Below are 26,180 nucleotides of genomic sequence, written 5' to 3' on the forward strand. Positions count from 1 at the left end.
TTCTTTAAATACTATCTTGTATATCCAAAAATTTCAGGGAAAGAAACAAGAGATTTAGAAAATGAAAAAGAAAATCAAGCAAAAGAAATAAATGATGCATTTAGGCAACAATTCAGTACAGCAAGTACGGTTAATGATTTGGATCTCTATTCATTTATCATCAATCTGATTGCTGATGGTTTGATCAATCCGAATGGCTCACTTAAAGTAGCTGGCAGTTTGAACCAAAAATAAAGGAGTATTTAATGCTTTTAAATAACAAAAACAAAAATCTTATCGATCATCCAATGATACGATATTTATTCAGACTAATGGTAGTGTGTTTGATTGCTCTAGGAGTATTGAACATAGCTTATGGAGAAAAGATGGGTCTTAAAGAAGCAAAGATGAAATATTATGATGCCCTAATAGATGATCGTAATTTATTTATTCCTCCAAGATTTAGGTGTCCTGTACCATATCAAAAAACAAATGATTCATTGCTTCAAAACAGACAAGGAAATGAAGTAATCATTTGCAATTTCAATCATCTTTCCTTTCAAGATAATTTCTTCTCTTCTCTCTATAAAGCCATCATCAAAGGAAATCCAAATCTTAAAGAAAGAGCCAAGAAGATTGTGGAAGCAATGTTAGATGAAAGAGATAATCAATGCAGTGTTCCTGCTGAAGCGTTTGTCAAAAATAGTAATGTTTTAAAAACTTTTCAAGGTGGTATAGATGGTGTGGCGACTGCTGGATGTATCTCTGGAGTCTATGATGATTTTATCTATCAAATGGTCTCTTTTCTTTATGAGAATGACAAAACTTTATTTGAAAGAATATTTGGAAAAGATAAATTTTTCTCTGATTTTGTAGAGAAATATCCAACTTATAAGAATTATAATAGATATGATGAAGAAGATTCTGAGATGAAAGAATTCTATGATGAGTTTAAAAAAACACATAATGGCTTTTCTTGTAGCATTGATTTTGATTGTTTCTATACACTTCTAGTTGCTGATGATCGGTTGGATATTGAGCATGGAAGGCTTAATATTGTATTTGAGGATGAAAAAGACTATGTTAAAGCCAAGCAGGAATATAACGCATATGCTCCATACATTAAAGATATCTTTGTAGCTACAGCTGATTTAAGCAAATTACCCAAGATTTCTCCAAGCTTTCAATGTAAAATCAAAGATAAAAATCTTAAAAATATCACCAAAGCAAAAGATATTACTACTGAAGATATGATTTGTATTTCTAATGATCTTATTTATAGGGATAATCTCTTCTCTTCTTTGTATCAAGCCATCATCAAAGGAAATCCAAAACTCAAAATGGAAGCTAGAAACATTGCAAGGGAAATGCTAAGAAAAAGAAATGGTAAATGTAACTTTAAACGTGGCGACAATTTTGATTGGATTGCACACATCTATCATTATTGCATCTTTAAAGCCTATAGTGACTACATCTTCAAACTTGCTTCATTCCTTTATCAAAATGATCAAGTCCTATTCAATCAAATCTTTAAAGATACTCAAAAATCTCCCACTCCTTATTATTCTGAATTCTTTAAAAATTATCTTTTATATGCAGAAGATTCAGATGATTTAGAAAACGAAAAACAAATTCAAGCAAAAAAAATAAATGACACATTTATAGAGGAATTCAGTACAGCAAGTATGATGAACAGCTTTGATCATTATTCACCAGATAATTATCCAGTAAAGGCGTATTTATCCGATCTGTATCTATCAAGTGATTATATAGATAACTATTCATTTATCATCAATCTGATTGCTGATGGTTTGATCAATCCGAATGGATCGCTTAAAGCAGCTGGTGGTTTGGAGAAAAAATGATGAAATACAATCTCGATAGTTATCTTTAAGATAGTTGCTGCTTCCTATGAATCAGTCAAAATCAAAGATTTGTTTGTATTTATTTCCTTTTAAAAAAACAGAAGAAAAGCAACGGATTTGATTGTTTCAGGTGACATTAAAGGAGCGTTGGATAAAGTAGTTCAAGAATGAACAAAGGAAGAAGCAATGATGCAAATTGATCGCATAGCGGGGTGGGTGGTATGGTATAGTTGGCACAATGTCGATTAATGGAAATGAGGGTGATTTTAAATGGTTCGGTTTCTTTGATAAAAAGACAAAAAAAGTATTTTTTGGAAGATGTGTCTAGTTTTTCTGATTATGCCAAAAATGGTGTTATTAAGCTCCATCATTGTGAATAAATTCAAATCAATCAGAATCAAAAATAAAGGAGTATTTAATGCTTTTAAATAATAAAAATAAAAATCTTATCGATCACCCAGTGATACGATATTTATTTAAACTAATGGCAGTGTGTTTGATTGCTCTAGGAGTATTAAACACAGCTTATGGGGAGGAGATAGATCTTGATTACGAAAAGATGCAATATGATGCTATACAAGATGAAGATTTTGATTTATTAGTTCCTACAAGATTTAATTGTCCCTTGGCGTATCAAGGACCAAGTAATTGGTCACTTCAAGAAAACAGACAAAAAATTGAAGCAATCATTTGCCAACTCAATAGTCTTTCCTTTCGAGATAATTTCTTTTATTCTCTCTATAGAGCCATCATCAAAGGAAATCCAAAACTCAAAGAAAGAGCCAAGAAAATTATGGAAGCAATGTTAATTGAAAGAGATAATCAATACGAAACTTGTGGTTGTGAATTTTTTAGTTGGACTACTGTTACTATGCTTGCTGAAGGTCGTATAGTGCGTGATTATATCTCTGGAGTCTATGATGATTTTATCTATCAAATGGTTTCTTTTCTTTATGAGAATGACAAAACTTTATTTAAAAGAATTTTTGGAAAAGATAAATTTTTCTCTGATTTTGTAGAGAAATATCCAACTTATAACAAATATAATAAAAACAATAATGAAGAAAAACTTAAGATGCAAAAACTCTATAATGAATATGCTAATGAATTTAAAAAAACACATAATGGCTTTTCTTGCAGCATTGATTTTCGTTGTTTCTATGCACTTCTTGCTGCTAGCGATCGGATGAATTTCGAAGATGGGACACTTAATATTGTATTTGAGGATGAAAAAGACTATGCTAAAGCTAAGAAGGAGTATAATTCGCTCTACCCATACGCTATAGATATTTCATTTAGGTCTGTACCCAAAATTTCTCCAAGCTTTCAATGCAAAACTAAAGATAAGAGTCTCATCGATTTCGAACTACCACGTGTTGGGTTCGAAGATATTATTTGTGCTTCTGATCTGCTTGCTTATAAGGATAATCTCTTTTCTTCTCTCTATGAAACGATCCTTATCAAAGGAAATCCAAATCTTAAAATGGGAGCTAGAGACATTTCAAGGGGAATGGTAGAAGAAATAAATGATAAATGTGGCTCTCACTTTCAACCTCCTTATGGACGTGCTCTTGTTCTTGCAGATCCCACTGCAGTTATTGGCTCTTTCCATTATTGCATTGCTAAAACCTATGATGACTATACTTTACAACTTGCTTCATTCCTTTATCAAAATGATCAAGTCCTATTCAATCAAATCTTTAAAGATAGTCAAAAATCTCCCACTCCTTATTATTCTGAATTCTTTAAAAATTATATTTTGTATCCAAAACCTTCAGAGGAAGAATACGAACATCCAAGCAAAGAAAAACAAATTCAACTAAAAGAAATAGATGATGCATTTACGGAACAATTCAGTACGGCAAGTCTAGTTAATCATTTAAATTATTATTCATTAGGAGATATTTATTCGTTCAATAAATATCCGCTACTATTTGGTTATTATTTAGATAATTATTCATTTATCGTCAATCTGATTGCTGATGGTTTAATCAATCCGAATGGATCTCTTAAAGCAGCTGATGGTTTGATCAAACCGAATGGATCGCTTAAAGCAGCTGGTGGTTTGAAAAAAAATAATGATTATTAAGGAGGGTTGATGTATCAAGACAAAAATCTTATCGATCATCCAATGAAACGATATTTATTTAAACTAATGGCAGTGTGTTTGATTGCTCTAGGAGTATTGAACACAGCTTATGGAGAAAAGATAAATAAGGATTTTGAATATGCAAAGATGGCATATGATGATGTTATACAAGATGAAGATTCTGATATATTAGTTATTCCTACAAGATTTGATTGTCCCCAGTCGTATCAAAAACCAAGTAATTGGTCATTTCAAGAAAATAGACGAAAAAATGAAGCAATCATTTGCAAACTCAATCATCTTTCCTTTCAAGACAATTTCTTTTATTCTCTCTATAAAGCCATTATCAAAGGAAATCCAAAGCTTACAACAAAAACTCAAAAAATTATGGAAGCAATGTTAAATAAAAGAGACAATCAATGCAGTGCTCCTGTTGAAGAGTTTGCCAAAAATAGTGATGTTTTAAGCACTCTTCTTGGTGGTGCAGGTGGTGTGGAGTCTTTTGAATGCATCTCTGGAGTCTATGATGATTTTATCTATCAAATGGTTTCTTTTCTTTATGAGAATGACAAAACTTTATTTAAAAGAATTTTTGGAAAAGATAAATTTTTCTCTGATTTTGTAGAGAAATATCCAACTTATAACAAATATAATAAAAACAATAATGAAGAAAAACTTAAGATGCAAAAACTCTATAATGAATATGCTAATGAATTTAAAAAAACACATAATGGCTTTTCTTGCAGCATTGATTTTCGTTGTTTCTATGCACTTCTTGCTGCTAGCGATCGGATGAATTTCGAAGATGGGGCACTTAATATTGTATTTGAGGATGAAAAAGACTATGCTAAAGCTAAGAAGGAGTATAATTCACTCTACCCATACACTATAGATATTTCAATTAGACCTATGCCCATAATTTCTCCAAGTTTTCAATGTAAGATCAGAGATAAGAGTCTTGAAGATTTCGAGAATCTAGTAGATATAAAGGATAGGTATCTTCATATTGAAGATATTATTTGTGCTTCTGATCTGCTTGCTTATAAGGACAATCTCTTTTCTTCTCTCTATGAAATGATCCTTATCAAAGGAAATCCAAATCTTAAAATGGGAGCTAGAGAGATTTCAAGGAAGATGATAACCGAAACAGATAATATATGTAAGGATAACTTTTCTCCTGGTAGAGAATATGGTCGAGCTATTGCCTATTTCCATTATTGCATTGCTAAAACCTATGATGACTATACTTTACAACTTGCTTCATTCCTTTATCAAAATGATCAAGTCCTATTCAATCAAATCTTTAAAGATAGTCAAAAATCTCCCACTCCTTATTATTCTGAATTCTTTAAAAATTATATTTTGTATCCAAAACCTCCAAAGAAAGAATATGAATATCCAGAAAAAGAATTAGAAGATTCAGAAAAAGAAAAACAAATTCAACTAAAAAAAATAAATAATGCATTTATGGAACAATTCAGTACAGCAAGTCTAGTTAATCATTTAAATTATTATTCATTAGAAGATCATTATGTACTCAATGGATATCCAGAATTCGTTGGTTATTATTTAGATAATTATTCATTTATCATCAATCTGATTGCTGATGGTTTGATCAATCCGAATGGATCTCTTAAGGCAGCTGACAGTTTGGAGAAAAAACAATGATTGCTAAGATTTTATCTTTATACAGATTGGGAATAGGGAATAATGTGATTTATGGAATATCAAAAGAATTTACCTCTTAATTGAGATTTAAAATAATTTTAACAACATTTGTTCTATTTCTTGAAGCTTCAAACATTTTAAGGTTATAAATAAGTTTTTCAAGAAATAACAAATCATACATCAAAACAATTCAAAAACTATGTTACAATTGTAGACAATACTGATTAAGTCAAGTAAAAGGTAAAATATATGGCTGATAGTTCTATAGCTCCAAAAGAGCGCATTAATATTTCATACAAAGCAAAGACAAATGGTCTCAATGCCGATGTTGAATTGCCTATGAAAATTATGGTTATGGCAAATCTTACTGGAGGAGTTAATCAAACACCTTTAGAAGATAGAGAGATGATTTCAATCAATAAAATAAATTTCAATCAAGTTATGGAAAAAATGGATATTCAAACTAGTTTTACAGTTAAGAATGTTTTAAATACGGAAGCAGATGAAATGAATATTAATCTAAAAATTTCAAGCATAAAAGATTTTTCGCCTGATAATATTGTCCGACAAGTCCCTGAACTCAAAAAACTAATGCGCTTGCGAGAATCACTAATGGCACTAAAAGGACCTATGGGAAATATTCCTGATTTTAGAAAAGCCGTTTTGAATGCTTTGAGCGATAAGGAAGCAAAAGAAAAACTATTGTTAGAAATTTCTAAAGCAAAAGAAGAACAAGATAAAGAGTAAAACAAGGAGATTTTAAAGATGAAAGTCGAAACAATCGAAACGCCGATCATAGAAAGTATTATGCAAAAAAGCAAGTATTTAGAGAACGATGATAGTTATAATATTGCCAAACAAGGCGTAGCTGAATTTATCTCTCAAATTGTGCAGTCTGAAAATGTTGCTGACAAAATCAATAAATTCGTTTTGGATGAAATGATTGCCCATATTGATGAATTATTATCCAAACAAATGGATGAAATTTTGCACAACGAAAATCTTCAGCAAATTGAAGCTACTTGGAGAGGTTTATATACCTTAGTAGAAAGGACGGATTTTAACGAAAATATCAAAATAGATTTGTTTGATGTGACCAAAGAAGAAGCATTGGAAGATTTTGAACTCAATCCCGATATTACAAAAACAACGCTTTATAAAAATATTTATTCTGCAGAGTATGGACAATTTGGGGGTGAACCCATAGGAGCAATCATCGGGGATTATCAATTGGGCGTGTCAAATCCCGATATGACTTTTTTAAATAAAATGGCTGCCATTGGAGCAATGTCGCACGCACCATTTTTAACTTCTGCGGGAGCAAAGTTTTTTGGTTTGGATAATTATATGGAGCTTCCAAACATTCAAGACTTAAAAGCTTTGCTCGAAGGACCCCAATATACAAGATGGAGAAGTTTCAGAGAAAATGAAGATGCTAAATATACCGGTTTGCTTATAACGAGGTTTTTGAGTCGATCTCCCTATGATCCTGAAAACAATCCCGTAAAAGCTTTTAATTACATTGAAAATGTGAATACATCTCACAACCATCTTTTGTGGGGTAACTCGGTTTATCTTTTTGCCACAAGATTAACGGAAAGTTTTGCAAAATACCGATGGTGCGGCAATATCATAGGTCCTCAAAGTGGCGGTGAAGTCAGGGATTTGCCAATGTATTTTTATGAAAGTTTTGGTAGTGTTCAATCAAAAATACCCACAGAAGTTTTGATTACAGATAGAAGAGAATACGAACTTTCAGAAAATGGTTTCATCACCTTGACCCTTCGAAGAGGAAGCAATAATGCATCTTTCTTTTCGGCAAATTCAGCATTAAAACCAAAGATTTTTCCAAATACTCCTGAAGGCAAAGAGGCTGAAACTAACTTTAGACTTGGAACGCAACTCCCTTATCTATTTTTGATATCGAGGGTAGCTCATTACCTAAAAGTTCTCCAAAGGGAAGAGATAGGAAGTTGGAAAGAAAGACAAGATATTGAGAAAGGGCTTAATGATTGGCTCAGGCAATATATTTCAGACCAAGAAAATCCTCCTTCTGAAGTTAGAAGTAGAAGACCTTTCAGAGGGGCAAAAGTCAATGTAGTGGATATACCTGGAGAACCTGGTTGGTATAAAGTGGAACTCTTAGCTAGACCTCATTTTAAATATATGGGGGCAAATTTTGAGCTATCTTTAGTTGGCAAGTTGGACAAAGAGTAGATGGGTTTTATTGATGGTATCATTCATAATTTGGATGACCAATGTGCTTCTATAAATTATTTTGAAAATACATTTTCAGATATTAAGAACAATATCAATTCCTTGTTGAATACAAGGGTTGATGATTGTATCAGTGTCCCGAATTTAGGATTTTCAGAGCTTAATCAATTCAGTGCAGATTCCAACGAAATTTATAGTACTTTGGGATTTGAGATTCAAAATATGCTGTATGAATATGAACCTAGAATTAAAATTTTATCTATCAGCTATTCAGATATTTCAGCCCCTTGGGAATTGTCTTTTATTTTGAGATGTGCTCTTGTTGCAGACAAATTCAAGGAGTTTGATATTTGGATTGTTTTCCGCAATAACAGGTTTTGCGAGGTTCTTTAAATGGAAGATAAAGATAGGCTTCTTTATTACAGGCAAGAAATTGATTATTTATTGCATACGCGAGAGCTTTTTATAAAAAACTTTCCCAAACTTGCGCCTTTTTTATCCCATGACAGCAAAGATCCTGATATTGAAAGATTGATTGAAAATTTAGCCTTGCTTACCTCTAAAATCCGTCAGGAAATGGATCAAAATATCCCGACAATTGCAGAGTCTTTGATTAATATTATATCGCCAAATTATACTTCACCCATTCCTTCTGTATCTATGCAAGAATTTAGCCTTTCTCCAAATTGCAGTGAGAAGAAAATTTTTATCCCAAAAGGTACAAAACTAAAATCTGAGCCTATTGATGGTGTAGCCTGTTCTTTTAAAACTATTTACGATGTGCATTTATATCCCTTGAAGATTTCGGATTTATTTGTAACGACTGCAGGCAATAAATACGCTTTGAGTATAAAAACAACGCTCATTCATAAAAATACCCTTGTAAGTGATTTGGGGATTGATAGATTGAATCTTTTTTTGGGATTAGACATTTATCTATCAACGACACTTTTAATGTGGATATTCAACCATCTTGAAAAAATTGTCCTGATTCCTGTCGGAAAAGAAGAAGAATTTAGAATTCCTAATGACTCGATTGCTCCTATAGGTTTTAGTGAAGATGAAAGTATCTTTTATGGCAGAAATTCAGGTGCTGAAGCGTTTCAATTGATGCAGGAATTTTTCTTTATTCCTGACAAGTTTAATTTTGTCAGTATCAAAAACTTGGATATTTTAAGTAGTTTTAAAACTGAGGGCTTTAGCATAAAACTAGTTTTCAACAAAGAAATTCCTCCCTTATGTATTCCTAGAAAAGAAAATATTAATTTCTTTATCACTCCTATCGTAAATTTGTTTGAGACTTCTGCAGAACCTATTATCAATAACAACCAAAAAGATGGTTATCGAATTTTTATCGACCGCACTAAACCTCATTATTATGAAATTTTAGACATCTTAAAAGTCCAAGCTTCAAGTACAAAAAGCGGGCGAAGACTCCTCAAAAATTATAAATCGTTTGAAAGATTTGAATTTTTTGAAAATAAGCATTTAAGCGATTTTTATAGTATTGCAAATAAATACGATTCGCAGGGAAATTCTTATCGGGAAATATCATTTTTTTTAATGGATCCTGATCGATTTGATATAGAGACTATCTCTATAGAAACTTTATGTTGCAATAAAAATCTTCCTATGCAATTAAAGATAGGTCAAATCAATCAAATCGAAAAAATTTTTGCAGATGTTATGACCAAAAATATCACTATCCCGACAAAAATGCACGCTGTTCAAATTGATGGACAGCTTCTTTGGAGACTCGTTTCCGTACTTTCGCTCAACTACCAAACCATTATTGACAGAAAATCTTTTCTTTCAGTCTTGCAGGCATATGATTTTACTATTCAGAATGAAGATGCAGATAATATTTCAAAAAGACTTTCGCAAGGCATTACAGATATCAAATCCAAATCCATCTATCGTATCACGAACGGAATTTCCAAAAAAGGAATTTTATGCCTGATGTTTATTGATGAAGAAAAATTCTATGGTATCGGAGAGATTTATAGATTTGGTTTGGTGGTATCTCGCTTTTTATCTTTTTTTGCCTCTACGAATTCATTTTGCGAACTCCAAATTTTTTGCCAAAATACGCGACAAACCATTGAGTTCAATCCTTGCGAAGGGATAAAATCAACAATTTAAATGGTAATTACAGAAAATAAAGTCAAAGATTATTCTTTTTATAAACTCATAGAATCGCTATTAAAAAACACCGATAGAGACAATCTATTTTTAAGGGTGAATCCCTCTTTGGGTCACCCTTCAAGGGATATAGAATGCCTCAAAATCAATCCCGAGAATTCCATCTTTGAATTATTTGTTAATTTTATGGGATTGCATGGGAATAGTTCTCAACTTCCGAGCTATATTTTGGATAAATTTTCCAAAAATAATGATGGCAATGAAGGTTGGAGTCTATTTTTTGATTTTTTTCATCATTATCTCTTGTGGTTATTTTTCGACACCATTTCGATTAAAAACTACCCAAGATCGTTCAAAAAAGACATTGATGACAAGATATCAAAGATGCTTTTATCAATGTTGGGTCTCAAGGATACTCAAGTTGCTAAAACTTATTTGCCTTTTGCTTCTCTCATTGCTTCGCATCGCAGACCTAAAAAACAGATCGAAAGAGTGTTGCAAGTCACTTTCAATCTATTTGGAAAAATATGGATACTTGAAAATATTCTCCATCAAATAACCATTAATCCCAAACAAAAAATTTTTTTGGGGATTAAAAACTCTTCACTCGGAAATACTTTTATCTTAGGAGATAAAGTCAAGTCCTATCAAACAAAAATCGGCGTGTTGATTAAAGACATCAGCTATCAAGAAGCGCTTGAATTTTTGCCTGCGGGATCAAAATTTATGAGTCTTAGGGATAGTATTATTTTTTTAACTAATAATGAGTTTGCCATCGATCTATATTTGCAAATTCGCTATAGCGATCATATGTCATTCAAATTGGGAAGAAACGGCATTAAGCTAGGTTGGGGAAGCATTATGGGCAAACCAAAGAATGACATCTATACTATGCTTGTTAAAATGTATGAATGAGAAAGATTATTTGTTTATAGATCAATCTCAGGAGTCAAAATGTATTGTCATCAGAAGCAATCATTAGTTTAAGATTTTCTTAAGAATAAAACGCTATGATTAATTCAAATAGAGCTTATTGCATATTCATAATCAAAAAATGAACCAATCAATACAGAAAACAAAATTAAATAAAGTTGGCAAAGAAAGAAATCTATACAATGGCTTATCATAAAGAATTTGGAGAAACCATTAAAACTAAGATCTCATTGTGGGGGGGGGGGTATTAGTTTTGAGTTCTATTGTTTTAAAGTCCGATAAGTACTTTAGCTGTGAAAGGACACTGTTTTTTATTTGTTAAAAGAGTGATGACTTATACTACCTTTGAAAGAGAATCGATAAGTAATCTTGCCCAAAAGCGACTTATCATCGATGCCCTTAGAGGAGAAATAAAGGAAGCCTTGCAAAAAGAAGATAAAGAACTGAGTCGATATAATTTGAAAAAATTGATTTATTGGATAAATAATCTAACAATGAACCATTTAAGGAAATTCATCTTGAATCCCCAACAATTCCATAAAATTACAAACTCCCATCAAGAAAGTAGGGAAAGGATCAAAAATTATAGTGGCAATAAACAAGAAAAAGAATTTGATGGAGCCGTTAAAAGGATGTTTGAATTTGAACCGATAATAATCTTAGGAATCGCAGGAGAATTAAAAAATAATCTGAAAGATTTGGGCATTGGATTTACTTATATAAAGGGGACAAATGAATAGCGGTAACAATGATACACAATCTAATTTTAATACCAATAATAATTTCATAATTACCTTTGAATCTCAAAGCTCTAATATCTTGACGTTAGCGACAAAAATGCTTGAGGTTGTTCAAGAAAGGGTCGATCAGGTAAAAAAAAACCTTGGAGAATTTCAAGCAAATGCAAAAGAATCCAAATTTGTCTTTAACGCAGAGAAATTAGGCGTGGTGATTGCCTATGGTAATGCCAAGGCTGAAGATATAACTAAAACATCGGCAGATTTTAGGAAGAGTAGGTTTGTGTTGTGGGGGATTAAATTTTTTTTTCGTGTGTTCAAAAAGGATTCCTATTATATTGCATTTTCTGTTATTGCTTCTGCCATCGCCACTATTTTAGTGGAGGTTTTAGTCAATAATGTTTATAGCAAAGATAAAATTAATAAAATCCCTACTAATATCAAAAAAGTCTTTGAGGCTATTCAAGAGAATGATTCTCTTTTTTTTCAAACTCTTCCTATTATCTTGAAAAGATGGATTTCTGATTGTTATCAAAACGATCTCAAAGCTTATGAGACAATAACTAACCAACCTGACAACTCTTCTCAAACCGATAATTTTAATCCTTTGACCAAAAGAGACTATTCTGATTACATCGCATTTTTTCTTAGAGCTTCTGCCCATGAAGAACTTCCTAAAGACTCCCGCTATCTTTATATCTCTAATTATTATTCAAAGAATCAAGAAAAAATAGAAGAGATCTTAACCCATCTCGAAAAATCCTTTCCTTCTTTAGAATTTTTAGAAAAGCAGAGTCAAACCCATAAAGAAGATAATGAGTCTGTTCAAAAAAAAGACACCTATCTCTATAAAGCCCTCAGTTTAGAGATTTATCAAAAAAGAAAAACGGGCAAGGGAGTGAATGATGCCAATCAAGAAAAAAATCAAGACCTCTTGGGAATTTATGAATGCCTTTTGCTCGCTCCCAACAAAAAAAATAACAATGAAGCATATCCTGAATCCATTCAGATGAAATTTAACTTTGAGAGAAAGATTAGTGAAAGATTGTCGAAAGAATCAAGCAATAAAGAATCTGACCAAAATAAATCAACAAATAAAACCCAGCCAAACAATCAATGCAACCCAAGCAATGATTCCTTGATTCATTATTCTCATTTCTTTGATGGTTCTCCTCTTATCCATACCTCCATATTCAATGTCCCCATAAATTTTAATAAAGTGAGAATCTTTTGTGATTTGAATTTTTTCTTCATCCCCTCTTTTGGTGTTAGTAGAATTATAAAAAGAAAAGTTTTCCTAAAACCACAAGCTGGTAATGAAGCCAGTCCTGTTCAAGAAGACAATGTGTTAGATAAGCAGAATATGACTGATTCTTTCATTTTTCTTAGAGCTATCTGTTCTATGATGGTTAATGATCCTAAAACTATTCAAGAGCAAAAGCATCTGATTAAATGGGGGTATATCGCTTTAAGTAACAAACCACAAAGAAAAAATAAAAAGAATATTCAAGAAAAAAACAAAGCCATTCAAGCTAAACTAGATCAAATCTCTAAAGATGGCAAAAATATAGAAACATTAGACAACTTTGTTCATTTAAAAAAAGAAAATGTAATCTTAGATGAGAAAATTTTTTTTGATCTTGGTCTTGATTCTTTTGATACTTATTATTGCCACAATGATAATGAGCTTGGAGAAAGTATTCTTTTAGATCTCAAGAAGCTCCAGTGGGATTTGCAAGCCAATACCTATGTGGTATTTGCCTATATCAGAAAAGCAGTAATAAGTGTAAGTGTGAAGATAGGGGAGGAAAAAAGTGAGTTATAAGTATTCTTTGACTCATAGTCCTCTAGGAAATTGGAATCAGGAGATCCTTAAGAGGAAAAATAATGTTAGAGACTACAATATCTTTAGAGAAAAATACAAGGGCATTATCACTGCTTTGAATACTATAAAACATATCAATATTTTATAGCATTCAAAGCATATCCTGAGGTTTTTGGTGCCAAGCCAAACAGAGAATAGGTGATCAAAAGAGATGATGAATTTTGAGGAAGTGGCAGAGAAATGCGATTTTATAACGATATTTGATACCGATCGTTTCTGTTTTTGCTATATTTACCAAGCTTTCATCGTCCTATACCTTATCAAATATGCAGCCGATTGGGGCAACTGTTTTCCCATCAGGCATAAGTTTTGCAAATCAGAATATGAAAGTATTTTCTATAGTAATGACAAATTTCGTTGAAGCAAGAAATGGACAAATTGATTTTGATTGTTTCTACACACTTCTAGTTGCTGATGATCGGTTGGATACCGACACTGGAAGACTTAATATTGTATTTAAGGGTGAAAAAGATTATGTTAAAGCGCAGGTGGAATATGACTCATATGGTTCATATCCTCCAAGCTTTCAATGTAAAATCAAAGATAAAAATCTTAAAAACATCACCAAAGCAAAAGATATTAGTACTGAAGATATGATTTGTAGTTCTGATGAACTTGCTTTTAAAGATAATCTCTTCTCTTCTTTGTATCAAGCCATCATCAAAGGAAATCCAAAGCTCAAAATGGAAGCTAGAAACATTGCAAGGGAAATGCTAAGAAAAAGAAATGGTAAATGTAACTTTAAACGTGGCGACAATTTTGATTGGATTGCACACATCTATCATTATTGCATCTTTAAAGCCTATAGTGACTACATCTTCAAACTTGCTTCATTCCTTTATCAAGCTGATGGTTTGATCAATCCGAATGGATCGCTTAAAATAGCTGGCAGTTTGGAGAAAAATAAAGATTAAAGTCTTGCGGCACTATTGGACATTAAAATGGTTGCTAAATCGGTGATTATAGAGTATAACGATAAAAGTCTTAATTACTGTTTTTCTCAGCTTTTTCCAGTAAATCTTTCCAATATTTTTTACCCGGACTTGTGGGCATTTCATCACAGGCTATAAAAAATATTTGGATTGCAATCACAAGGGGTGATAAAAATTTCATTATTTTCTCCTGTATTGTATTGACCGTTGCTTTATAATATCGGATTTATCGGCATAAAATTTAGTTTTGATGATTTTAATCAGGATTTTATTTATAAAGTCTTATAGACTGGTCGGAGTAGCGGGATTCAAACCCACGACCTCACCCACCCCAAGGGTGCGCGCTAATCAGGCTGCGCCATACTCCGTAAAACCAGAAGTGGCATTGTAACATAAAAACGTTCAAATTTTATTTTTGCGAAGCATTTGTAGAATTTTTGAAAATATGGAATGTTTGTTGCTTTTTGGAGTAGAGTTTATGATTTTAAAGGAGAGAGCTTTATGGTATTTCAAAGGCACTCAAGCGGAATTTTTCTAGTGTGTTTTTTAGTATGCTTATTTGGCTTGAAACTGCAGGCGGAGAAAATAGGTGATATTGCTAATATTGTAGGGGTGAGGGATAATCAGCTCATCGGTTACGGCTTAGTGATCGGACTAAATGGGACAGGAGATAAGACGAGTTCAAAATTTACGATGCAATCGGTAGCAAATATGCTTGAGAGCGTGAATGTAAAAATTTCTCCTGAAGACATCAAATCCAAGAATGTCGCAGCAGTAATGATTACAGCTTCTTTACCTTCGTTTGGGAGACAGGGGGATAAGATCGACATACAGATATCTTCTATAGGTGATGCAAAATCTATTGAGGGTGGGACGCTTGTGATGACACCATTGACTGCAGTCGATGGAAATATTTACGCCATTGCTCAAGGAGCTGTAGCTTTGGGAAGCTCACAAAATCTTCTTTCAGGAACCGTTGTTAATGGGGCTACGATAGAGCGTGAGGTAAGCTATGATCTTTATAATAAAACAGGGATGACGCTGAGTTTGAAAAAGTCAAATTTTCAAAATGCCATCAAAATCCAAAATACACTCAATGAGGTTTTTGGTTCTGATATCGCTGTTGCTATTGACCCTAGGACAATTAAAATTGCACGACCTGAGAAGTTGAGTATGGTAGAGTTTCTCGCACTTGTTCAAGAAGTGAATGTAGATTATTCCAACAGAGATAAAATTATTATTGATGAAAAATCAGGCACTATCGTGGCAGGAGTGGGAATTATCGTACATCCTGTGGTTGTTACAAGCGGGGATATTACTATCAAAATCACTAAAGATCCTTTGAATGGGCAATCTCAAAAGCTTGATGGGGATAACGACTTTGATCCCAAAGAAAATACGCTTAGCTCAAATGGCAAGCTTACGACTATTTCTAGTGTCGTGAAAGCGTTGCAAAAAATGGGTGCAAGCCCCAAAAGTATGATTTCCATTCTTGAAGCAATGAAAAAAAGTGGCGCAATCAGTGCTGAAATTGAGGTGATATGATGATAAAGTCAGATGCAATCAATCTTTATAATAACTACCAAACTCAAAAGGTTTTGGATAAACGTGGGCTAAAAGGTGATGATAAGGCTTTGAAAGAGCAAACCAATGAATTTGAAGCTTTGCTGTTAAAATTTCTACTTGAAACTTCCTTGAAGCTTGAAGATCCACTTTACCCTAAGCAGCCAGGAGGAGAGATCTATCAGTCAATGTATAAGGACACTTTATCAAAGCAGCTTAGCGGGAGTTTTGGCTATAGTGAGCTATTGTTTGATTTCTTGAAAGAGCAGCAGCTTGGCAAGCGATAAACATTCAGATAAGAACATCATCCAGCTTGAAGATACTACAGATACTGATGAAAAAGTAATAGGTCAAGATGTGCTTGAGAAAATTAACTCTCAAGATAAACAGGAGCTTCTTGGACTTTTGAATGAGTTCATACTTCAAACTTATAAGATTGAGAAAGAATTTAAAGACTATAAAGCTCTTTATGAATGGGTCATTGAGATTTTACCCCAAGCGATATGGGTGATCAATAATGGTGGTAGTTTTTTTTATAAAAATACGTTGGCCAATCAGATTGAGATTATTTTTCAAGAGGCTAAAAAACAGGATTTTAGTGGCGAAGTTGATTATGATGAAAAAACCTATTTATTTCAAAGCAACAGTATTCAAAATAAACAGATTGTAACGGCTATGGATATCACGCTTCAAAAGCGACAGGAGCGACTGGCTTCTATGGGGCGAGTTTCGGCACATTTGGCTCACGAAATCCGTAATCCTGTGGGATCGATTTCGCTTTTGGCATCGACACTGCTGAAACGCGTGGATAATGCTTCAAAACCCATCGTTTTTGAGATACAAAAGGCTTTATGGAGGGTCGAAAGGATTATTAGCGCAACCTTACTTTTTTCTAAAGGCGTGAGTATTCAAAAGAGTGCGTGTAATTTGAATGACCTTAAGGATGATTTGGAAGAGGCTATTGAGCAATACACTTACACCAAGCAAATAGATTTTTTGTTTGATTTTGGGATGCAGGAGGCATTTTTTGATTTAAATTTAATGGGGATTGTATTACAAAATTTTGTCTATAACGCCATTGATGCAATTGAAGAAGGAGAGGAAAGTAGGGGATGGGTGAAAGTTGATGTGAATATTTATAAGGAACAGATTGTATTTCGTATTGCCGATAATGGCAAAGCAGTAGAAAATAAAAATCTTCTTTTTGAACCCTTTAAGACTACAAAACTCAAGGGGAATGGTCTAGGACTTTCACTTTCTTTGCAAATTGTGGAGGCTCATGGAGGAAGTATTGAACTTTTGGAAGATAGAGAGAAAGTTTTTGAAATCAAGATTCCAAACTCTATTTAGATTAACTTTAATTTACTATTAATGGTATATAATCAACATTATCTAAAGATAAAATTTTCAAATAAGGACATACAAATGAATACCGTTAAATTACTCAAACAGCTTCAAGCTGATTCCATCGTACTTTTTATGAAAATTCACAATTTTCACTGGAATGTTAAGGGTTCTGATTTTTATCACACCCATAAAGCGACAGAAAGAATTTATGAAGAGTTTGCTGATATGTTTGATGATCTTGCTGAAAGGATTGTACAAATCGGAGATAAGCCTGTAGTCACTCTTACAGAGGCACTAAAAACTGCTAAAGTAAAAGAAGAGATTCGATCAGATTTTCGATCAGATGAAGTTTTTAAAGGTATTTTGCAAGATTATGAATATCTTGAAAAAGAATTTAAACAATTGTCTGAATTGGCTGATAAAGAAAATGACAAGGTAACTGCAAATTATGCAGATGATCAAACTGCCAAGCTTCAAAAATCTCTTTGGATGTTAAAGGCACATTTAGCTTAATTTCTCTTCGCCCCTTTAGGGGTGTTTTCTTCCATTGCTTCTTAGTTGTGTTATAATATAAGCTGTTTATACTTGGAATGAGATTTAACAGGGCTTGCTATGATAAAAATACTAAATACTGCCGATTCGAGTTTTAAGGAGAAATTTCAGCAGGTGCTGGATAGAGGAAAACTTGATATAAAAGATGTCAAAACGAAAGTTCAGAGTTTGCTTGATGATGTTTCTTCACGCGGACTGAAAGCGGTTTTGGAGCATATTGCAAAATTTGATCGTTGGAATCCGCTTGGGTTTGAGGACATTTGCGTATCTCCGCAGATGTGTCAAAACGCTTATGAGAATTTGAGCGAGGATGTAAAATGTGCTTTGCATACCGCTTATGAGAGGATTTATGCTTTTCATTTGAAACAAAAGCCAAAAACTTGGCTGGATTTGGAAGAAAATGGGACGATTTTGGGTCAAAAGATCGCTCCTGTCCAGCGGGCAGGTCTTTACATACCCGGAGGAAAAGCGGCTTATCCGAGCTCTTTGCTGATGAATGCCATTCCTGCAATCGTCGCAGGTGTCAAAGAAATTATTGTATGCACTCCCACTCCTGAAAATCGGCTCAATGATATTTTGCTTGGGGCAGCTCATTTATGCCAAATTAAAACAATTTATAAAGTCGGTGGGGCAAGTGCGATCGGGATGATGGCTTATGGCATCGAGGGGATTAAGAAAGTCGATGTTATAACAGGTCCAGGAAATATTTTTGTTGCCACTGCTAAACAACTTGTTTTTGGTGAAGTGTCTATTGATATGATTGCAGGTCCTAGTGAGATTGGCATTATTGCTGATGAAAGTGCCAATCCTAAATATATCGCTCACGATTTACTCTCTCAAGCCGAACACGATGAGATGGCAAGCTCGATTTTAATCACACCAAGTTCCAAAATAGCTGATGAAACTATCTTTCATCTTCGCAAAATTTTAAGCACTTTACAACGTCAAAGCATTGCTGAAGAAAGCATTGTTAATCGGGGGATGATTATCATTGCCAAAAATATTGAAGAATGCATTGATTTGAGCAATGAGATTGCACCTGAACATTTAGAGATACTCACGTATAATCCTTTTGAGCTTTTGCCTAAAATTAAAGATGCAGGTGCAATATTTTTAGGTGAAAATACACCTGAACCTATAGGTGATTATCTTGCTGGTCCTAATCATACGTTACCTACAGGAGGAAGTGCAAAGTTTTTTTCTCCTTTAGGAACGGAGCATTTTATGAAAAAAAGCTCTATTATTAGTTTTTCAAAACAAGCTATTTTGGAGCTTGGCGAGGATTGTGCTAAATTGGCCCATCTTGAAGGGCTTGGTGCGCATAAGGAAGCCGTTTTAGCTAGAATAAAGGAGTGATAATGTGGGAAAAATTTGATGATCTTGAAATGCTTGAGGGCAGTCCGATTGAAAAATGGAAAGATATTATTTTCAATGCAAGCAGGAATCTTTCAGGTATTGAGCTTGAAAGAATGTTAGAATTGCAAGCGATTTATGAGGTGGCATTTGAAGAGTTTGAGCTTGAAAATAAGCTCAAAGAATTATATATGAGGCTCAAGGAAGATGTGGAATTTCAAGAAAAAGTCAAGCATCAAAAAAATAATATTGCTATTGAATCGATGGCTAAAATTTTGAGTGAAAATGAATAAATTTTTTTATTTATTTATTTTTGCAACTTTGGTTTTTTCCAAAGCTCCAGTTTGGAGTTTTGATCAAAATGTTGTTTTAAAAAAAGATCAGTTTTATAAGGGGATGGTTTATAAAAACTATGTCCAAAAACCTCTTTTTTTAAGATGGACATTGTATAAGAATTTTGGTCTTGTGGTTCATTTGAATTATGATAAGTTTCCTTATCAATTTATTTTATATAAAGATTATCAAAGAGATACTTTTAAGCTTGAGCTTTTTGGGAATGATCCTGTTGGAAAAGTTTCATATTTATACGTTTCCTTTAGGGATTTTAATCAAAAAGAAAATACTGCTTCATTGTGGTTGGGAATATCTGGCGACGCTCAATTTTTAAAACAATAGGGAGATAAATGTTAGGGGAAGTCCAAGAGAGAATACGAAGTTTTATGGATCAGGTTGGTAATCCGAACGTTTCCCATCTTTTTTCTCAAGTGGTTTGCGGGAAAATGTTAAGAAGTAAGCTTATTTTGGCCATATGTCCTCATCATCCCAAAGTAATCGATTTGTGTGCGGTTATTGAGATGATCCAAAGCGCCTCTTTGCTTCACGATGATGTGATTGATGAATCAGAAACCCGCAGAGGACAATCTTCTTTAAATGCGGTTTTTGGAAATAAGAATTCGATTATGCTAGGTGATGTTTTTTATTCAAAGGCATTTTTTGAGCTTACAAAGATAGATGATAGGGTGGCTAGATGTATTTCAAATGCTGTTGTTGAGCTTTCAAGAGGAGAAATAGATGATGTATTTATGGGGGAAAGCTTCAATTCAGATAAGGAAAAATACTTTCAGATGTTGCGGGATAAAACTGCCTCTTTGATTGCTGCAAGTGCTGAGTCAGCAGCCATTTTAAGCGGATTGGACAGTGCAAAGTATAGGGATTACGGACTTAATTTGGGAATTGCATTTCAAATTGTCGATGATTTGCTTGATGTTACTCAAGATGAACGTATTCTTGGAAAACCTGTTATGAATGATTTCAAGGAAGGGAAAAGCACCTTGCCTTACATTTTGTTGTATGAAGCACTTGGTGAAGATCAGAGAAAAATTTTGATTTCTTATTTTAGAGAAGATAAAATAGATGCCCAAAAGTGGTTCAAAGAACATTTTTACAAATACAACATTATACCGCTCGTAATTGCTGAAGCTAGAAAATACGGGAATTTGGCCATTGCTTCGATTAAGGATCAAAACAATCGCTTATTGGAAGAAGTGGTTGAAAGTATGATATATAGGGAGTTTTGATGGAATATACAGCGGGATATTTGGCGATCAGCTTTTCGCATAAAAATACCGAAATTGCGATGAGGGAGAAACTTGCCTTTGATTCAGGCGAAGATTTGAAGATTTTTTTGCAAACGATGAAGAGCCAAAATCCTGATATCCAAGAAGTGCTTTTGCTTTCAACTTGCAATCGGGTAGAAATCTATATTTATGCTTCAAATTTAGAAAATAATAAGGATTTTGTTTTGGCATTGTTTGCCAAGATTAAGGGTGTGGATTTAAAATATTTACAAGAAGTAGCAGATGTTTATGTTGATCAAGGGGCAGTTCATCACGTATTTTGTGTGGCAAGTAGCCTTGATAGCATTGTGGTTGGAGAAACACAGATTGCAGGACAACTCAAAAGTGCTTATAAGTTTTGTTTTGATCATGGATTTTGCGGTAAAAATTTAACCCGACTGATTCATTTTGCATTTCGATGTGCAGCTCAAGTAAGGAATTCTACGCAAATTTCACAAAACGCGGTTTCTGTTGCATCGGTAGCTGTTAAAGAGGCTAATGCAATGCTTGAACAAAGTGAGATAAAAGACAAGATTGCCATTGTTGTGGGGGTAGGTGAGATAGGCACTTTAGCAAGCAAACATTTGCTTGCCTGTGGTTATCGCATTTTATTGCTTAATCGCAATAAACAAAGAGCACTTGGGCTTGCACACGAGCTTAATAATGAATATGGCAAAATGGTGGAGGTAGGGAATTTTTCAGAGCTTCCCACTCTTATCAATCAATACCCCCTTTTATTTTCGGCTACTTCTTCATCTTATCCGATTATTTTAAATTCAATGATTGAACTTACCAATTTCAAGCGTTTTTGGTTTGATTTGGCAGTTCCTAGAGATATTGAAAAACCCAATGTCAATGAAATTTTTTTATTCACTGTTGATGATTTGGAACAAGTTGTTTATGAAAATATTGCCAACAGGAAAAGAAACACGACTAAAGCTTATGAGGTCATAGGGATTTATACGTTGGAATTTTTCAAATGGCTGCAAAGTTTGGGCGTGGAGCCTTTGATTAAAAAATTGCGAGATTTAGCCAAAGACGCTTCTTTAAAAGAATTGGATAGGGCGGTAAAAAAAGGTTTTCTTCCTAAGGAATATCAAGAGAATGTTGCAAAGATTCTTCACAGTGCCTTTAACGCATTTTTGCACCAGCCTACGATTAATATTAAAAAATTTTCAGATACACAAGAGGCTGATCCTATCATTGAAGCTATCAAGAGCGTTTTTAACATTGATGATGAAGTGATACTTATCAATCGTTATAAATGCGAATATGACACAATTTTGAACTAAAAGGATTTAAATGCTATTTTCCAAGATTTTTATTCCAACGGCTAAGGAAACACCAAAAGACGCCGTACTTAAAAGCCATCAATTTTTAATTCGCGCCGGTTTTATCCATCAGATCGGGAGTGGGATTTATAATTTTTTGCCGCTTGGAAAAAAGGTATTGGATAAAATTTCTCAAATTATAAAAAGAGAGATGAATCGTTCTGGTGCCCAAGAAATTATGATGGGATTTGTGATTCCTGCTGATATTTGGAAAGAGAGTGGGAGATATGAGAAATACGGCAAAGAACTCTTGAGATTTAAAGATAGAAAAGAAAACGAATTTGTTTTAGGTCCTACGCACGAAGAAAGCGTTACAGAAATTGTAAAATCTTATGTGACAAGTTATAAGCAACTTCCGCTTAATCTCTATCAGATTCATACGAAGTTTCGAGATGAGCTTAGACCTAGATTTGGACTGATGCGAGCACGAGAATTTATTATGAAAGATGCTTATAGTTTTCACGCAAGTAAGCAGGATTTGGAGAGAGAATTTGAGCTGATGGAGAAAACCTATCGGAATATTTTTCAGGCTTTGGGACTTGATTTTAGGGTTGTAGATGCTGATAGTGGGGCTATCGGAGGAAGTGGCAGTAAGGAATTTATGGTATTGGCAGAATGTGGCGAAGATACGATTGTTGTTTGTCAAAATTGCGATTATGCAGCTAATATTGAAGCGGCCAAACGATCGAAGCGTCTTGAGCCTGAAAATGCACCTAAGGCTTCCTTTGCAAAATTTTACACCCCCAATGTTTCGACGATTGAAAAGCTTGCAGATTTTTTTAAAGTCGATAAGTTTTTTACTCTGAAGGCAGTGGTTAGAAAGGCTATTTTTGATTCTTCTGCAAATAAAAATCCAGAATTGGTTTATTTTTTCCTAAGAGGAGATGATAATCTTGAGATTACCAAAGCCTTGAACGCTATTAACAAATTAGGCGCAGATGCTTTGGAGCTTGTAGATGCCACTGCCGATGAAATAGAGAGTTTGGGGCTTAAGCCTGGATTTATTGGTCCTTATGCTTTAAAGAATATTACAAATGCACGTTATATTGTTTTTGATGCAGATTTGAGAGAAGAACGTGATTTGATTTGTGGTGCTAATGAGAAAGATTACCATTTTGTTGGTGTGGATTTGAGTTCATTTGAGGGTTTGATTTATGACGATATTGTCGAGGTCAAAGCAGGGGATCAATGTCTTTGTTGTGGAGGAAGGCTTGATTATAAAAAAGGCATTGAAGTCGGGCATATTTTTAAGCTCGGGCAAAAGTATTCAAAGGCTTTAGGGGCTGTTTTTCTTGATCGGGATGGGAAAAGTATTCCTTTTGAAATGGGGTGCTATGGTATTGGGGTAAGTCGTTTGCTACCAGCTATTTTGGAGCAAAAAAGCGACTCTAAAGGGTGCATTTGGACAAGAGCGAGCGCGCCTTTTGATTTGAGTATTATCATTTCCAATATAAAAGATGAGAAACAAAATCTTTTTGCTCATAAAATTTATGAAGAACTGCTTGGAGCTTGCGTGGATGTTTTGCTTGATGAGAGGGATTTAAGATTTGGCGCTAAAATGGTCGATTTTGAGCTTATTGGTTCAAGATATGCGTTGATTGTGGGTAAAACTCTTGAACAAGGAAAAATTGAAATTATCAATAGAAAAAATTTACAAAAACAAGATTTGGATTGTGATGGTTTGCTCGAGCAAATTCTTAAAATTTTAGAGAAAGATTAAAAATGCCCTTTTTGTACATTGGAGGTTTTTTATATTTGGTGCTTGAGCTTTTTTCGATTGTGATTTTTGTTCAAGAATTTGGTGCTTGGATATATTTTTTAGAAATTATTGTCAGTGGAATTTTTGGATTTTTTATTTTATTTCGGGGGCGTTTGAGTATAGCAAAGGGCTTATCTGGACTTTTTGAGGGCAGGATTGTGTCGATGGAGTTTTTAAGCAGTAGTTTTTTTGGAATGCTTGGAGCATTTTTTTTAATACTTCCGGGTATTTTGAGTGATTTTTTCGGAATTATTTTACAATGCGTGGGATTTTTAATTTCTAACGCTTATTTTTTTAAAAAGCATCCAAAAAATAATAATGATGATGAGATCATTGATGTAGAAATAATTCCTGATGATGAAAACTTAAAGCAGGAGAAGTGATGAAAAAACTTATCATAGGGACACGGGGTAGTGTTTTGGCTTTGTGGCAAGCTAAGCATATCCAACAAAGGATTCAAAGTGAATTAGGAATTTTAAGCGAACTTCAGATTGTAAAAACAAAAGGTGATAAAATCTTAGATGTACCGCTTGCAAAAATTGGAGGAAAGGGATTATTTACAAAAGAGCTTGAAGAAATGCTGCTTGATCGAAAAATTGATTTAGCAGTCCATTCGTTAAAAGATGTTCCGGTTGATTTTATTCAAGGGCTTGGGCTTGCTTGTATTACCGAGCGTGAAGATGTCAGGGATTGTTTTTTGAGTCATCGGTATTGTGATATTAAAGCTTTGCCAATAGGGGCAAAAGTCGGTACAACTTCTTTGAGACGTTCAATGCAAATCAAAGCCTTTAGACCTGATTTGGATACCCAAAGTTTGCGTGGGAATGTGCAAACAAGGCTTAAAAAACTTGAAAATGGAGAATTTGACGCAATTATTTTGGCTTGTGCAGGCGTGAATCGTTTAGGTATAGATACTTCTGAAGTTAGACATATATCGCCTATATCCACAGAGATAATGATTCCGGCTATGGGGCAGGGTGCTTTAGGTGTAGAGGCACTTGAAAACGGAGAAGTATTTTCTCTATTGAAATGTCTCAATCATAATCCTACAGCTATATGTTGCAATATTGAGCGGGCATTTGTGAGGGCTTTGGAGGGGGGGTGTCAGGTTCCTATCGGTGTGAATGCTTCAATTTCTGATAATAAGGTTTATATGAATGCAATCGTGGGGCTTCCTGATGGTTCTGAAATTCTTCAAGATAGAATTGAAGGGAATATAGGAGATGGAGAATTTTTAGCTCGAGAACTTGCTGAGAATTTTATCCAAAGAGGTGCCAAAGAGCTTTTAGAGAGAGCGCAGAAAATGATGTTTGGAGAATAGCTTTGCTTAAAGGTCTTTATGGGATTAGCAATGAGATTTTAAATCCTAATGATGAGATTTTTAGAATGTTGGGACAAGCCATTAAGGGGGGATTAAAAATTTTTCAACTTCGGGATAAGAGTCATTGTGATGAGGAAATTTTGAATCTTTCTTTAAAACTTGTTCGTTTTTGTGCTGAAAATGACGTTTTATTTGTTATGAATGATAGAGTTGATCTTGCTATTGAGGTTGGCGCAGATGGGGTTCATATTGGAGAACAAGATTGTTCTTTAAGAGAAGTTAGGAAACGTTTTAAGGGAAAAATCGGAGTTTCTTGTTATGATCGCTTGGAATTGGCATTAAAGGCTCAAGAAGAAGGGGCGGATTATGTTGCTTTTGGAGCTTTTTTTGATTCTAAAACCAAACCGAATGCTAAAAGAGTCTCTTTAGATATTATCAAAAAAGCGAAACAAGAGTTAAGTATTCCAATTTGTGCGATTGGAGGGATTAATCATCAAAATATTCATTTGTTAAAAGATGTAGAAATGGTTGCAGTAATTGGGGGACTTTGGCAAGGAGATATTCAAAAAAATGCGAAGTTGATGATCGAGCATTGGAAGAAATAATCTTCCAAATGCGGATTATCTTGTCTTGGGATTGGCTTCGTTTACTCTGATGGTTCTGCTCATAAATTCTGTGTTATCAAGAGAGCTGATAGCTTTTAGGGCTTGATCGTCTTCCATTTCTACAAAACCAAAGCCTTTTGCTCTGCCAGTTTCTCTGTCGCTCACAAGCTTTACTGACACTACGTTGCCGTATTTGCTAAAAAGCTCTTTGATATCTTCGTTGGTCGCACTATAGGCGAGATTTCCTACATAAATACTTTTCAAATCTATTCTCCGTTATGCTAAA

At 33.9% G+C, this 26,180-nt stretch carries 28 protein-coding genes and 1 tRNA gene; 26 read left to right on the plus strand and 3 right to left on the minus strand.

Annotated features, from left to right (window positions below; all coding sequences use genetic code 11):
* The 13 genes from BKH41_RS09695 to BKH41_RS00060 form a co-directional block, all read left to right on the plus strand.
* A partial coding sequence (locus tag BKH41_RS09695; protein ID WP_180762677.1) for a hypothetical protein occupies positions 1-234 on the plus strand: 234 nt, incomplete at its 5' end.
* Positions 235-245: 11 nt separating this feature from the next.
* Positions 246-1,844 (plus strand): hypothetical protein, encoded by a 1,599-nt coding sequence (locus BKH41_RS00010; RefSeq protein ID WP_095296299.1) that lies wholly within the window; start codon positions 246-248, stop codon positions 1,842-1,844.
* A gap of 254 nt (positions 1,845-2,098) precedes the next feature.
* The gene (locus tag BKH41_RS10015; protein WP_257875349.1) at positions 2,099-2,224 is read left to right on the plus strand and encodes a hypothetical protein; all 126 of its coding nucleotides are present in this window, start codon (positions 2,099-2,101) and stop codon (positions 2,222-2,224) included.
* 38 nt (positions 2,225-2,262) lie between these two features.
* Positions 2,263-3,933: a hypothetical protein gene (locus BKH41_RS00015; RefSeq protein ID WP_095296301.1), complete on the plus strand. Its 1,671-nt coding sequence runs from the start codon at positions 2,263-2,265 to the stop codon at positions 3,931-3,933.
* Between the two features lie 9 nt (positions 3,934-3,942).
* Positions 3,943-5,601 carry a hypothetical protein gene (locus BKH41_RS00020; RefSeq protein ID WP_095296303.1) on the plus strand — a complete coding sequence of 553 codons (1,659 nt, stop codon included), beginning with the start codon at positions 3,943-3,945 and terminating at the stop codon, positions 5,599-5,601.
* 249 nt (positions 5,602-5,850) lie between these two features.
* Complete coding sequence (tssB, locus tag BKH41_RS00025) at positions 5,851-6,348, plus strand: type VI secretion system contractile sheath small subunit (protein ID WP_095296305.1); 498 nt, start codon at positions 5,851-5,853, stop codon at positions 6,346-6,348.
* A gap of 18 nt (positions 6,349-6,366) precedes the next feature.
* Positions 6,367-7,818, plus strand: a complete 1,452-nt coding sequence (tssC, locus tag BKH41_RS00030) for a type VI secretion system contractile sheath large subunit (RefSeq protein ID WP_095296307.1) — start codon at positions 6,367-6,369, stop codon at positions 7,816-7,818.
* Positions 7,819-8,211 carry a GPW/gp25 family protein gene (locus tag BKH41_RS00035; RefSeq protein ID WP_095296308.1) on the plus strand — a complete coding sequence of 131 codons (393 nt, stop codon included), beginning with the start codon at positions 7,819-7,821 and terminating at the stop codon, positions 8,209-8,211.
* A complete protein-coding gene (gene tssF / locus BKH41_RS00040) occupies positions 8,212-9,960 on the plus strand; it encodes a type VI secretion system baseplate subunit TssF (protein WP_095296310.1) in 1,749 nt (582 codons plus the stop codon).
* Positions 9,961-10,875: a type VI secretion system baseplate subunit TssG gene (tssG, locus tag BKH41_RS00045; RefSeq protein ID WP_095296312.1), complete on the plus strand. Its 915-nt coding sequence runs from the start codon at positions 9,961-9,963 to the stop codon at positions 10,873-10,875.
* A 347-nt stretch (positions 10,876-11,222) separates the two neighbouring features.
* A complete protein-coding gene (locus BKH41_RS00050; protein ID WP_095296314.1) occupies positions 11,223-11,633 on the plus strand; it encodes a hypothetical protein in 411 nt (136 codons plus the stop codon).
* Positions 11,626-13,455, plus strand: coding sequence for a hypothetical protein (locus tag BKH41_RS00055; RefSeq protein WP_095296316.1), 1,830 nt, complete (start codon positions 11,626-11,628; stop codon positions 13,453-13,455). The genes BKH41_RS00050 and BKH41_RS00055 overlap by 8 nt, the downstream gene beginning before the upstream one ends.
* Before the next feature lie 404 nt (positions 13,456-13,859).
* A complete protein-coding gene (locus BKH41_RS00060) occupies positions 13,860-14,429 on the plus strand; it encodes a hypothetical protein (protein WP_143428673.1) in 570 nt (189 codons plus the stop codon).
* Positions 14,430-14,499: 70 nt separating this feature from the next.
* Here the strand turns inward: BKH41_RS00060 and BKH41_RS10020 are convergent, their stop codons facing one another.
* Both BKH41_RS10020 and BKH41_RS00065 read right to left on the minus strand, forming a co-directional pair.
* Positions 14,500-14,628 carry a hypothetical protein gene (locus BKH41_RS10020; RefSeq protein WP_257875350.1) on the minus strand — a complete coding sequence of 43 codons (129 nt, stop codon included), beginning with the start codon at positions 14,626-14,628 and terminating at the stop codon, positions 14,500-14,502.
* Positions 14,629-14,737: 109 nt separating this feature from the next.
* Positions 14,738-14,815, minus strand: a tRNA-Pro gene (locus BKH41_RS00065).
* Positions 14,816-14,948: 133 nt separating this feature from the next.
* On the opposite strand from BKH41_RS00065, the gene BKH41_RS00070 reads away from it, so the two are divergent.
* The 13 genes from BKH41_RS00070 (at position 14,949) to thiE (ending at position 25,894) form a co-directional block, all read left to right on the plus strand.
* A complete protein-coding gene (locus BKH41_RS00070) occupies positions 14,949-15,992 on the plus strand; it encodes a flagellar basal body P-ring protein FlgI (RefSeq protein ID WP_095296320.1) in 1,044 nt (347 codons plus the stop codon).
* Positions 15,992-16,297, plus strand: a complete 306-nt coding sequence (locus BKH41_RS00075; RefSeq protein WP_095296322.1) for a hypothetical protein — start codon at positions 15,992-15,994, stop codon at positions 16,295-16,297. The genes BKH41_RS00070 and BKH41_RS00075 overlap by 1 nt, the downstream gene beginning before the upstream one ends.
* A gap of 16 nt (positions 16,298-16,313) precedes the next feature.
* Positions 16,314-17,360: an ATP-binding protein gene (locus tag BKH41_RS00080; RefSeq protein ID WP_257875367.1), complete on the plus strand. Its 1,047-nt coding sequence runs from the start codon at positions 16,314-16,316 to the stop codon at positions 17,358-17,360.
* A gap of 75 nt (positions 17,361-17,435) precedes the next feature.
* Complete coding sequence (locus BKH41_RS00085; protein ID WP_095296326.1) at positions 17,436-17,870, plus strand: Dps family protein; 435 nt, start codon at positions 17,436-17,438, stop codon at positions 17,868-17,870.
* Between the two features lie 99 nt (positions 17,871-17,969).
* Positions 17,970-19,265 (plus strand): histidinol dehydrogenase, encoded by a 1,296-nt coding sequence (gene hisD, locus BKH41_RS00090; RefSeq protein WP_095296328.1) that lies wholly within the window; start codon positions 17,970-17,972, stop codon positions 19,263-19,265.
* 2 nt (positions 19,266-19,267) lie between these two features.
* The gene (locus tag BKH41_RS00095) at positions 19,268-19,555 is read left to right on the plus strand and encodes a DUF2018 family protein (protein ID WP_095296330.1); all 288 of its coding nucleotides are present in this window, start codon (positions 19,268-19,270) and stop codon (positions 19,553-19,555) included.
* Positions 19,548-19,937, plus strand: coding sequence for a hypothetical protein (locus BKH41_RS00100; RefSeq protein WP_095296331.1), 390 nt, complete (start codon positions 19,548-19,550; stop codon positions 19,935-19,937). Before BKH41_RS00095 ends, BKH41_RS00100 begins: the two co-directional genes overlap by 8 nt.
* 8 nt (positions 19,938-19,945) lie before the next feature.
* Positions 19,946-20,839, plus strand: coding sequence for a polyprenyl synthetase family protein (locus BKH41_RS00105; RefSeq protein WP_095296333.1), 894 nt, complete (start codon positions 19,946-19,948; stop codon positions 20,837-20,839).
* Positions 20,839-22,170: a glutamyl-tRNA reductase gene (gene hemA, locus BKH41_RS00110; RefSeq protein ID WP_095296335.1), complete on the plus strand. Its 1,332-nt coding sequence runs from the start codon at positions 20,839-20,841 to the stop codon at positions 22,168-22,170. The genes BKH41_RS00105 and hemA overlap by 1 nt, the downstream gene beginning before the upstream one ends.
* A 10-nt stretch (positions 22,171-22,180) precedes the next feature.
* Entirely contained in the window at positions 22,181-23,929 is a 1,749-nt protein-coding gene (gene proS, locus BKH41_RS00115) for a proline--tRNA ligase (RefSeq protein WP_095296337.1), read from the plus strand.
* Between the two features lie 2 nt (positions 23,930-23,931).
* On the plus strand, positions 23,932-24,351 hold the full coding sequence (locus tag BKH41_RS00120) for an FxsA family protein (RefSeq protein ID WP_095296339.1): 420 nt from the start codon (positions 23,932-23,934) through the stop codon (positions 24,349-24,351).
* A complete protein-coding gene (gene hemC, locus BKH41_RS00125) occupies positions 24,351-25,289 on the plus strand; it encodes a hydroxymethylbilane synthase (RefSeq protein WP_095296341.1) in 939 nt (312 codons plus the stop codon). The genes BKH41_RS00120 and hemC overlap by 1 nt, the downstream gene beginning before the upstream one ends.
* A gap of 2 nt (positions 25,290-25,291) precedes the next feature.
* Positions 25,292-25,894, plus strand: a complete 603-nt coding sequence (gene thiE / locus BKH41_RS00130; RefSeq protein ID WP_257875351.1) for a thiamine phosphate synthase — start codon at positions 25,292-25,294, stop codon at positions 25,892-25,894.
* A gap of 15 nt (positions 25,895-25,909) precedes the next feature.
* Here thiE and BKH41_RS00135 read toward each other — a convergent pair whose 3' ends face one another.
* Positions 25,910-26,158, minus strand: coding sequence for an RNA-binding protein (locus BKH41_RS00135; protein ID WP_095296344.1), 249 nt, complete (start codon positions 26,156-26,158; stop codon positions 25,910-25,912).
* Between the last annotated feature and the right edge of the window lie 22 nt (positions 26,159-26,180).

Origin of the sequence: Helicobacter sp. 12S02232-10, assembly GCF_002272895.1 — a bacterium.
In the GTDB taxonomy this organism is placed as follows: Bacteria; Campylobacterota; Campylobacteria; order Campylobacterales; family Helicobacteraceae; genus Helicobacter_J.

Excerpts from the sequence above, each read along its gene's own strand:
- BKH41_RS00010 (WP_095296299.1), top strand. The coding sequence starts at position 246 with ATGCTTTTAAATAACAAAAACAAAAATCTTATCGATCATCCAATGATA.
- BKH41_RS10015 (WP_257875349.1), top strand. The coding sequence starts at position 2,099 with ATGAGGGTGATTTTAAATGGTTCGGTTTCTTTGATAAAAAGACAAAAA.
- BKH41_RS00015 (WP_095296301.1), top strand. The coding sequence starts at position 2,263 with ATGCTTTTAAATAATAAAAATAAAAATCTTATCGATCACCCAGTGATA.
- BKH41_RS00020 (WP_095296303.1), top strand. The coding sequence starts at position 3,943 with ATGTATCAAGACAAAAATCTTATCGATCATCCAATGAAACGATATTTA.
- tssB (WP_095296305.1), top strand. The coding sequence starts at position 5,851 with ATGGCTGATAGTTCTATAGCTCCAAAAGAGCGCATTAATATTTCATAC.
- tssC (WP_095296307.1), top strand. The coding sequence starts at position 6,367 with ATGAAAGTCGAAACAATCGAAACGCCGATCATAGAAAGTATTATGCAA.
- BKH41_RS00035 (WP_095296308.1), top strand. The coding sequence starts at position 7,819 with ATGGGTTTTATTGATGGTATCATTCATAATTTGGATGACCAATGTGCT.
- tssF (WP_095296310.1), top strand. The coding sequence starts at position 8,212 with ATGGAAGATAAAGATAGGCTTCTTTATTACAGGCAAGAAATTGATTAT.
- tssG (WP_095296312.1), top strand. The coding sequence starts at position 9,961 with ATGGTAATTACAGAAAATAAAGTCAAAGATTATTCTTTTTATAAACTC.
- BKH41_RS00050 (WP_095296314.1), top strand. The coding sequence starts at position 11,223 with ATGACTTATACTACCTTTGAAAGAGAATCGATAAGTAATCTTGCCCAA.
- BKH41_RS00055 (WP_095296316.1), top strand. The coding sequence starts at position 11,626 with ATGAATAGCGGTAACAATGATACACAATCTAATTTTAATACCAATAAT.
- BKH41_RS00060 (WP_143428673.1), top strand. The coding sequence starts at position 13,860 with ATGACAAATTTCGTTGAAGCAAGAAATGGACAAATTGATTTTGATTGT.
- BKH41_RS10020 (WP_257875350.1), bottom strand. The coding sequence starts at position 14,628 with ATGAAATTTTTATCACCCCTTGTGATTGCAATCCAAATATTTTTTATA.
- BKH41_RS00070 (WP_095296320.1), top strand. The coding sequence starts at position 14,949 with ATGGTATTTCAAAGGCACTCAAGCGGAATTTTTCTAGTGTGTTTTTTA.
- BKH41_RS00075 (WP_095296322.1), top strand. The coding sequence starts at position 15,992 with ATGATAAAGTCAGATGCAATCAATCTTTATAATAACTACCAAACTCAA.
- BKH41_RS00085 (WP_095296326.1), top strand. The coding sequence starts at position 17,436 with ATGAATACCGTTAAATTACTCAAACAGCTTCAAGCTGATTCCATCGTA.
- hisD (WP_095296328.1), top strand. The coding sequence starts at position 17,970 with ATGATAAAAATACTAAATACTGCCGATTCGAGTTTTAAGGAGAAATTT.
- BKH41_RS00095 (WP_095296330.1), top strand. The coding sequence starts at position 19,268 with ATGTGGGAAAAATTTGATGATCTTGAAATGCTTGAGGGCAGTCCGATT.
- BKH41_RS00100 (WP_095296331.1), top strand. The coding sequence starts at position 19,548 with ATGAATAAATTTTTTTATTTATTTATTTTTGCAACTTTGGTTTTTTCC.
- BKH41_RS00105 (WP_095296333.1), top strand. The coding sequence starts at position 19,946 with ATGTTAGGGGAAGTCCAAGAGAGAATACGAAGTTTTATGGATCAGGTT.
- hemA (WP_095296335.1), top strand. The coding sequence starts at position 20,839 with ATGGAATATACAGCGGGATATTTGGCGATCAGCTTTTCGCATAAAAAT.
- proS (WP_095296337.1), top strand. The coding sequence starts at position 22,181 with ATGCTATTTTCCAAGATTTTTATTCCAACGGCTAAGGAAACACCAAAA.
- BKH41_RS00120 (WP_095296339.1), top strand. The coding sequence starts at position 23,932 with ATGCCCTTTTTGTACATTGGAGGTTTTTTATATTTGGTGCTTGAGCTT.
- hemC (WP_095296341.1), top strand. The coding sequence starts at position 24,351 with ATGAAAAAACTTATCATAGGGACACGGGGTAGTGTTTTGGCTTTGTGG.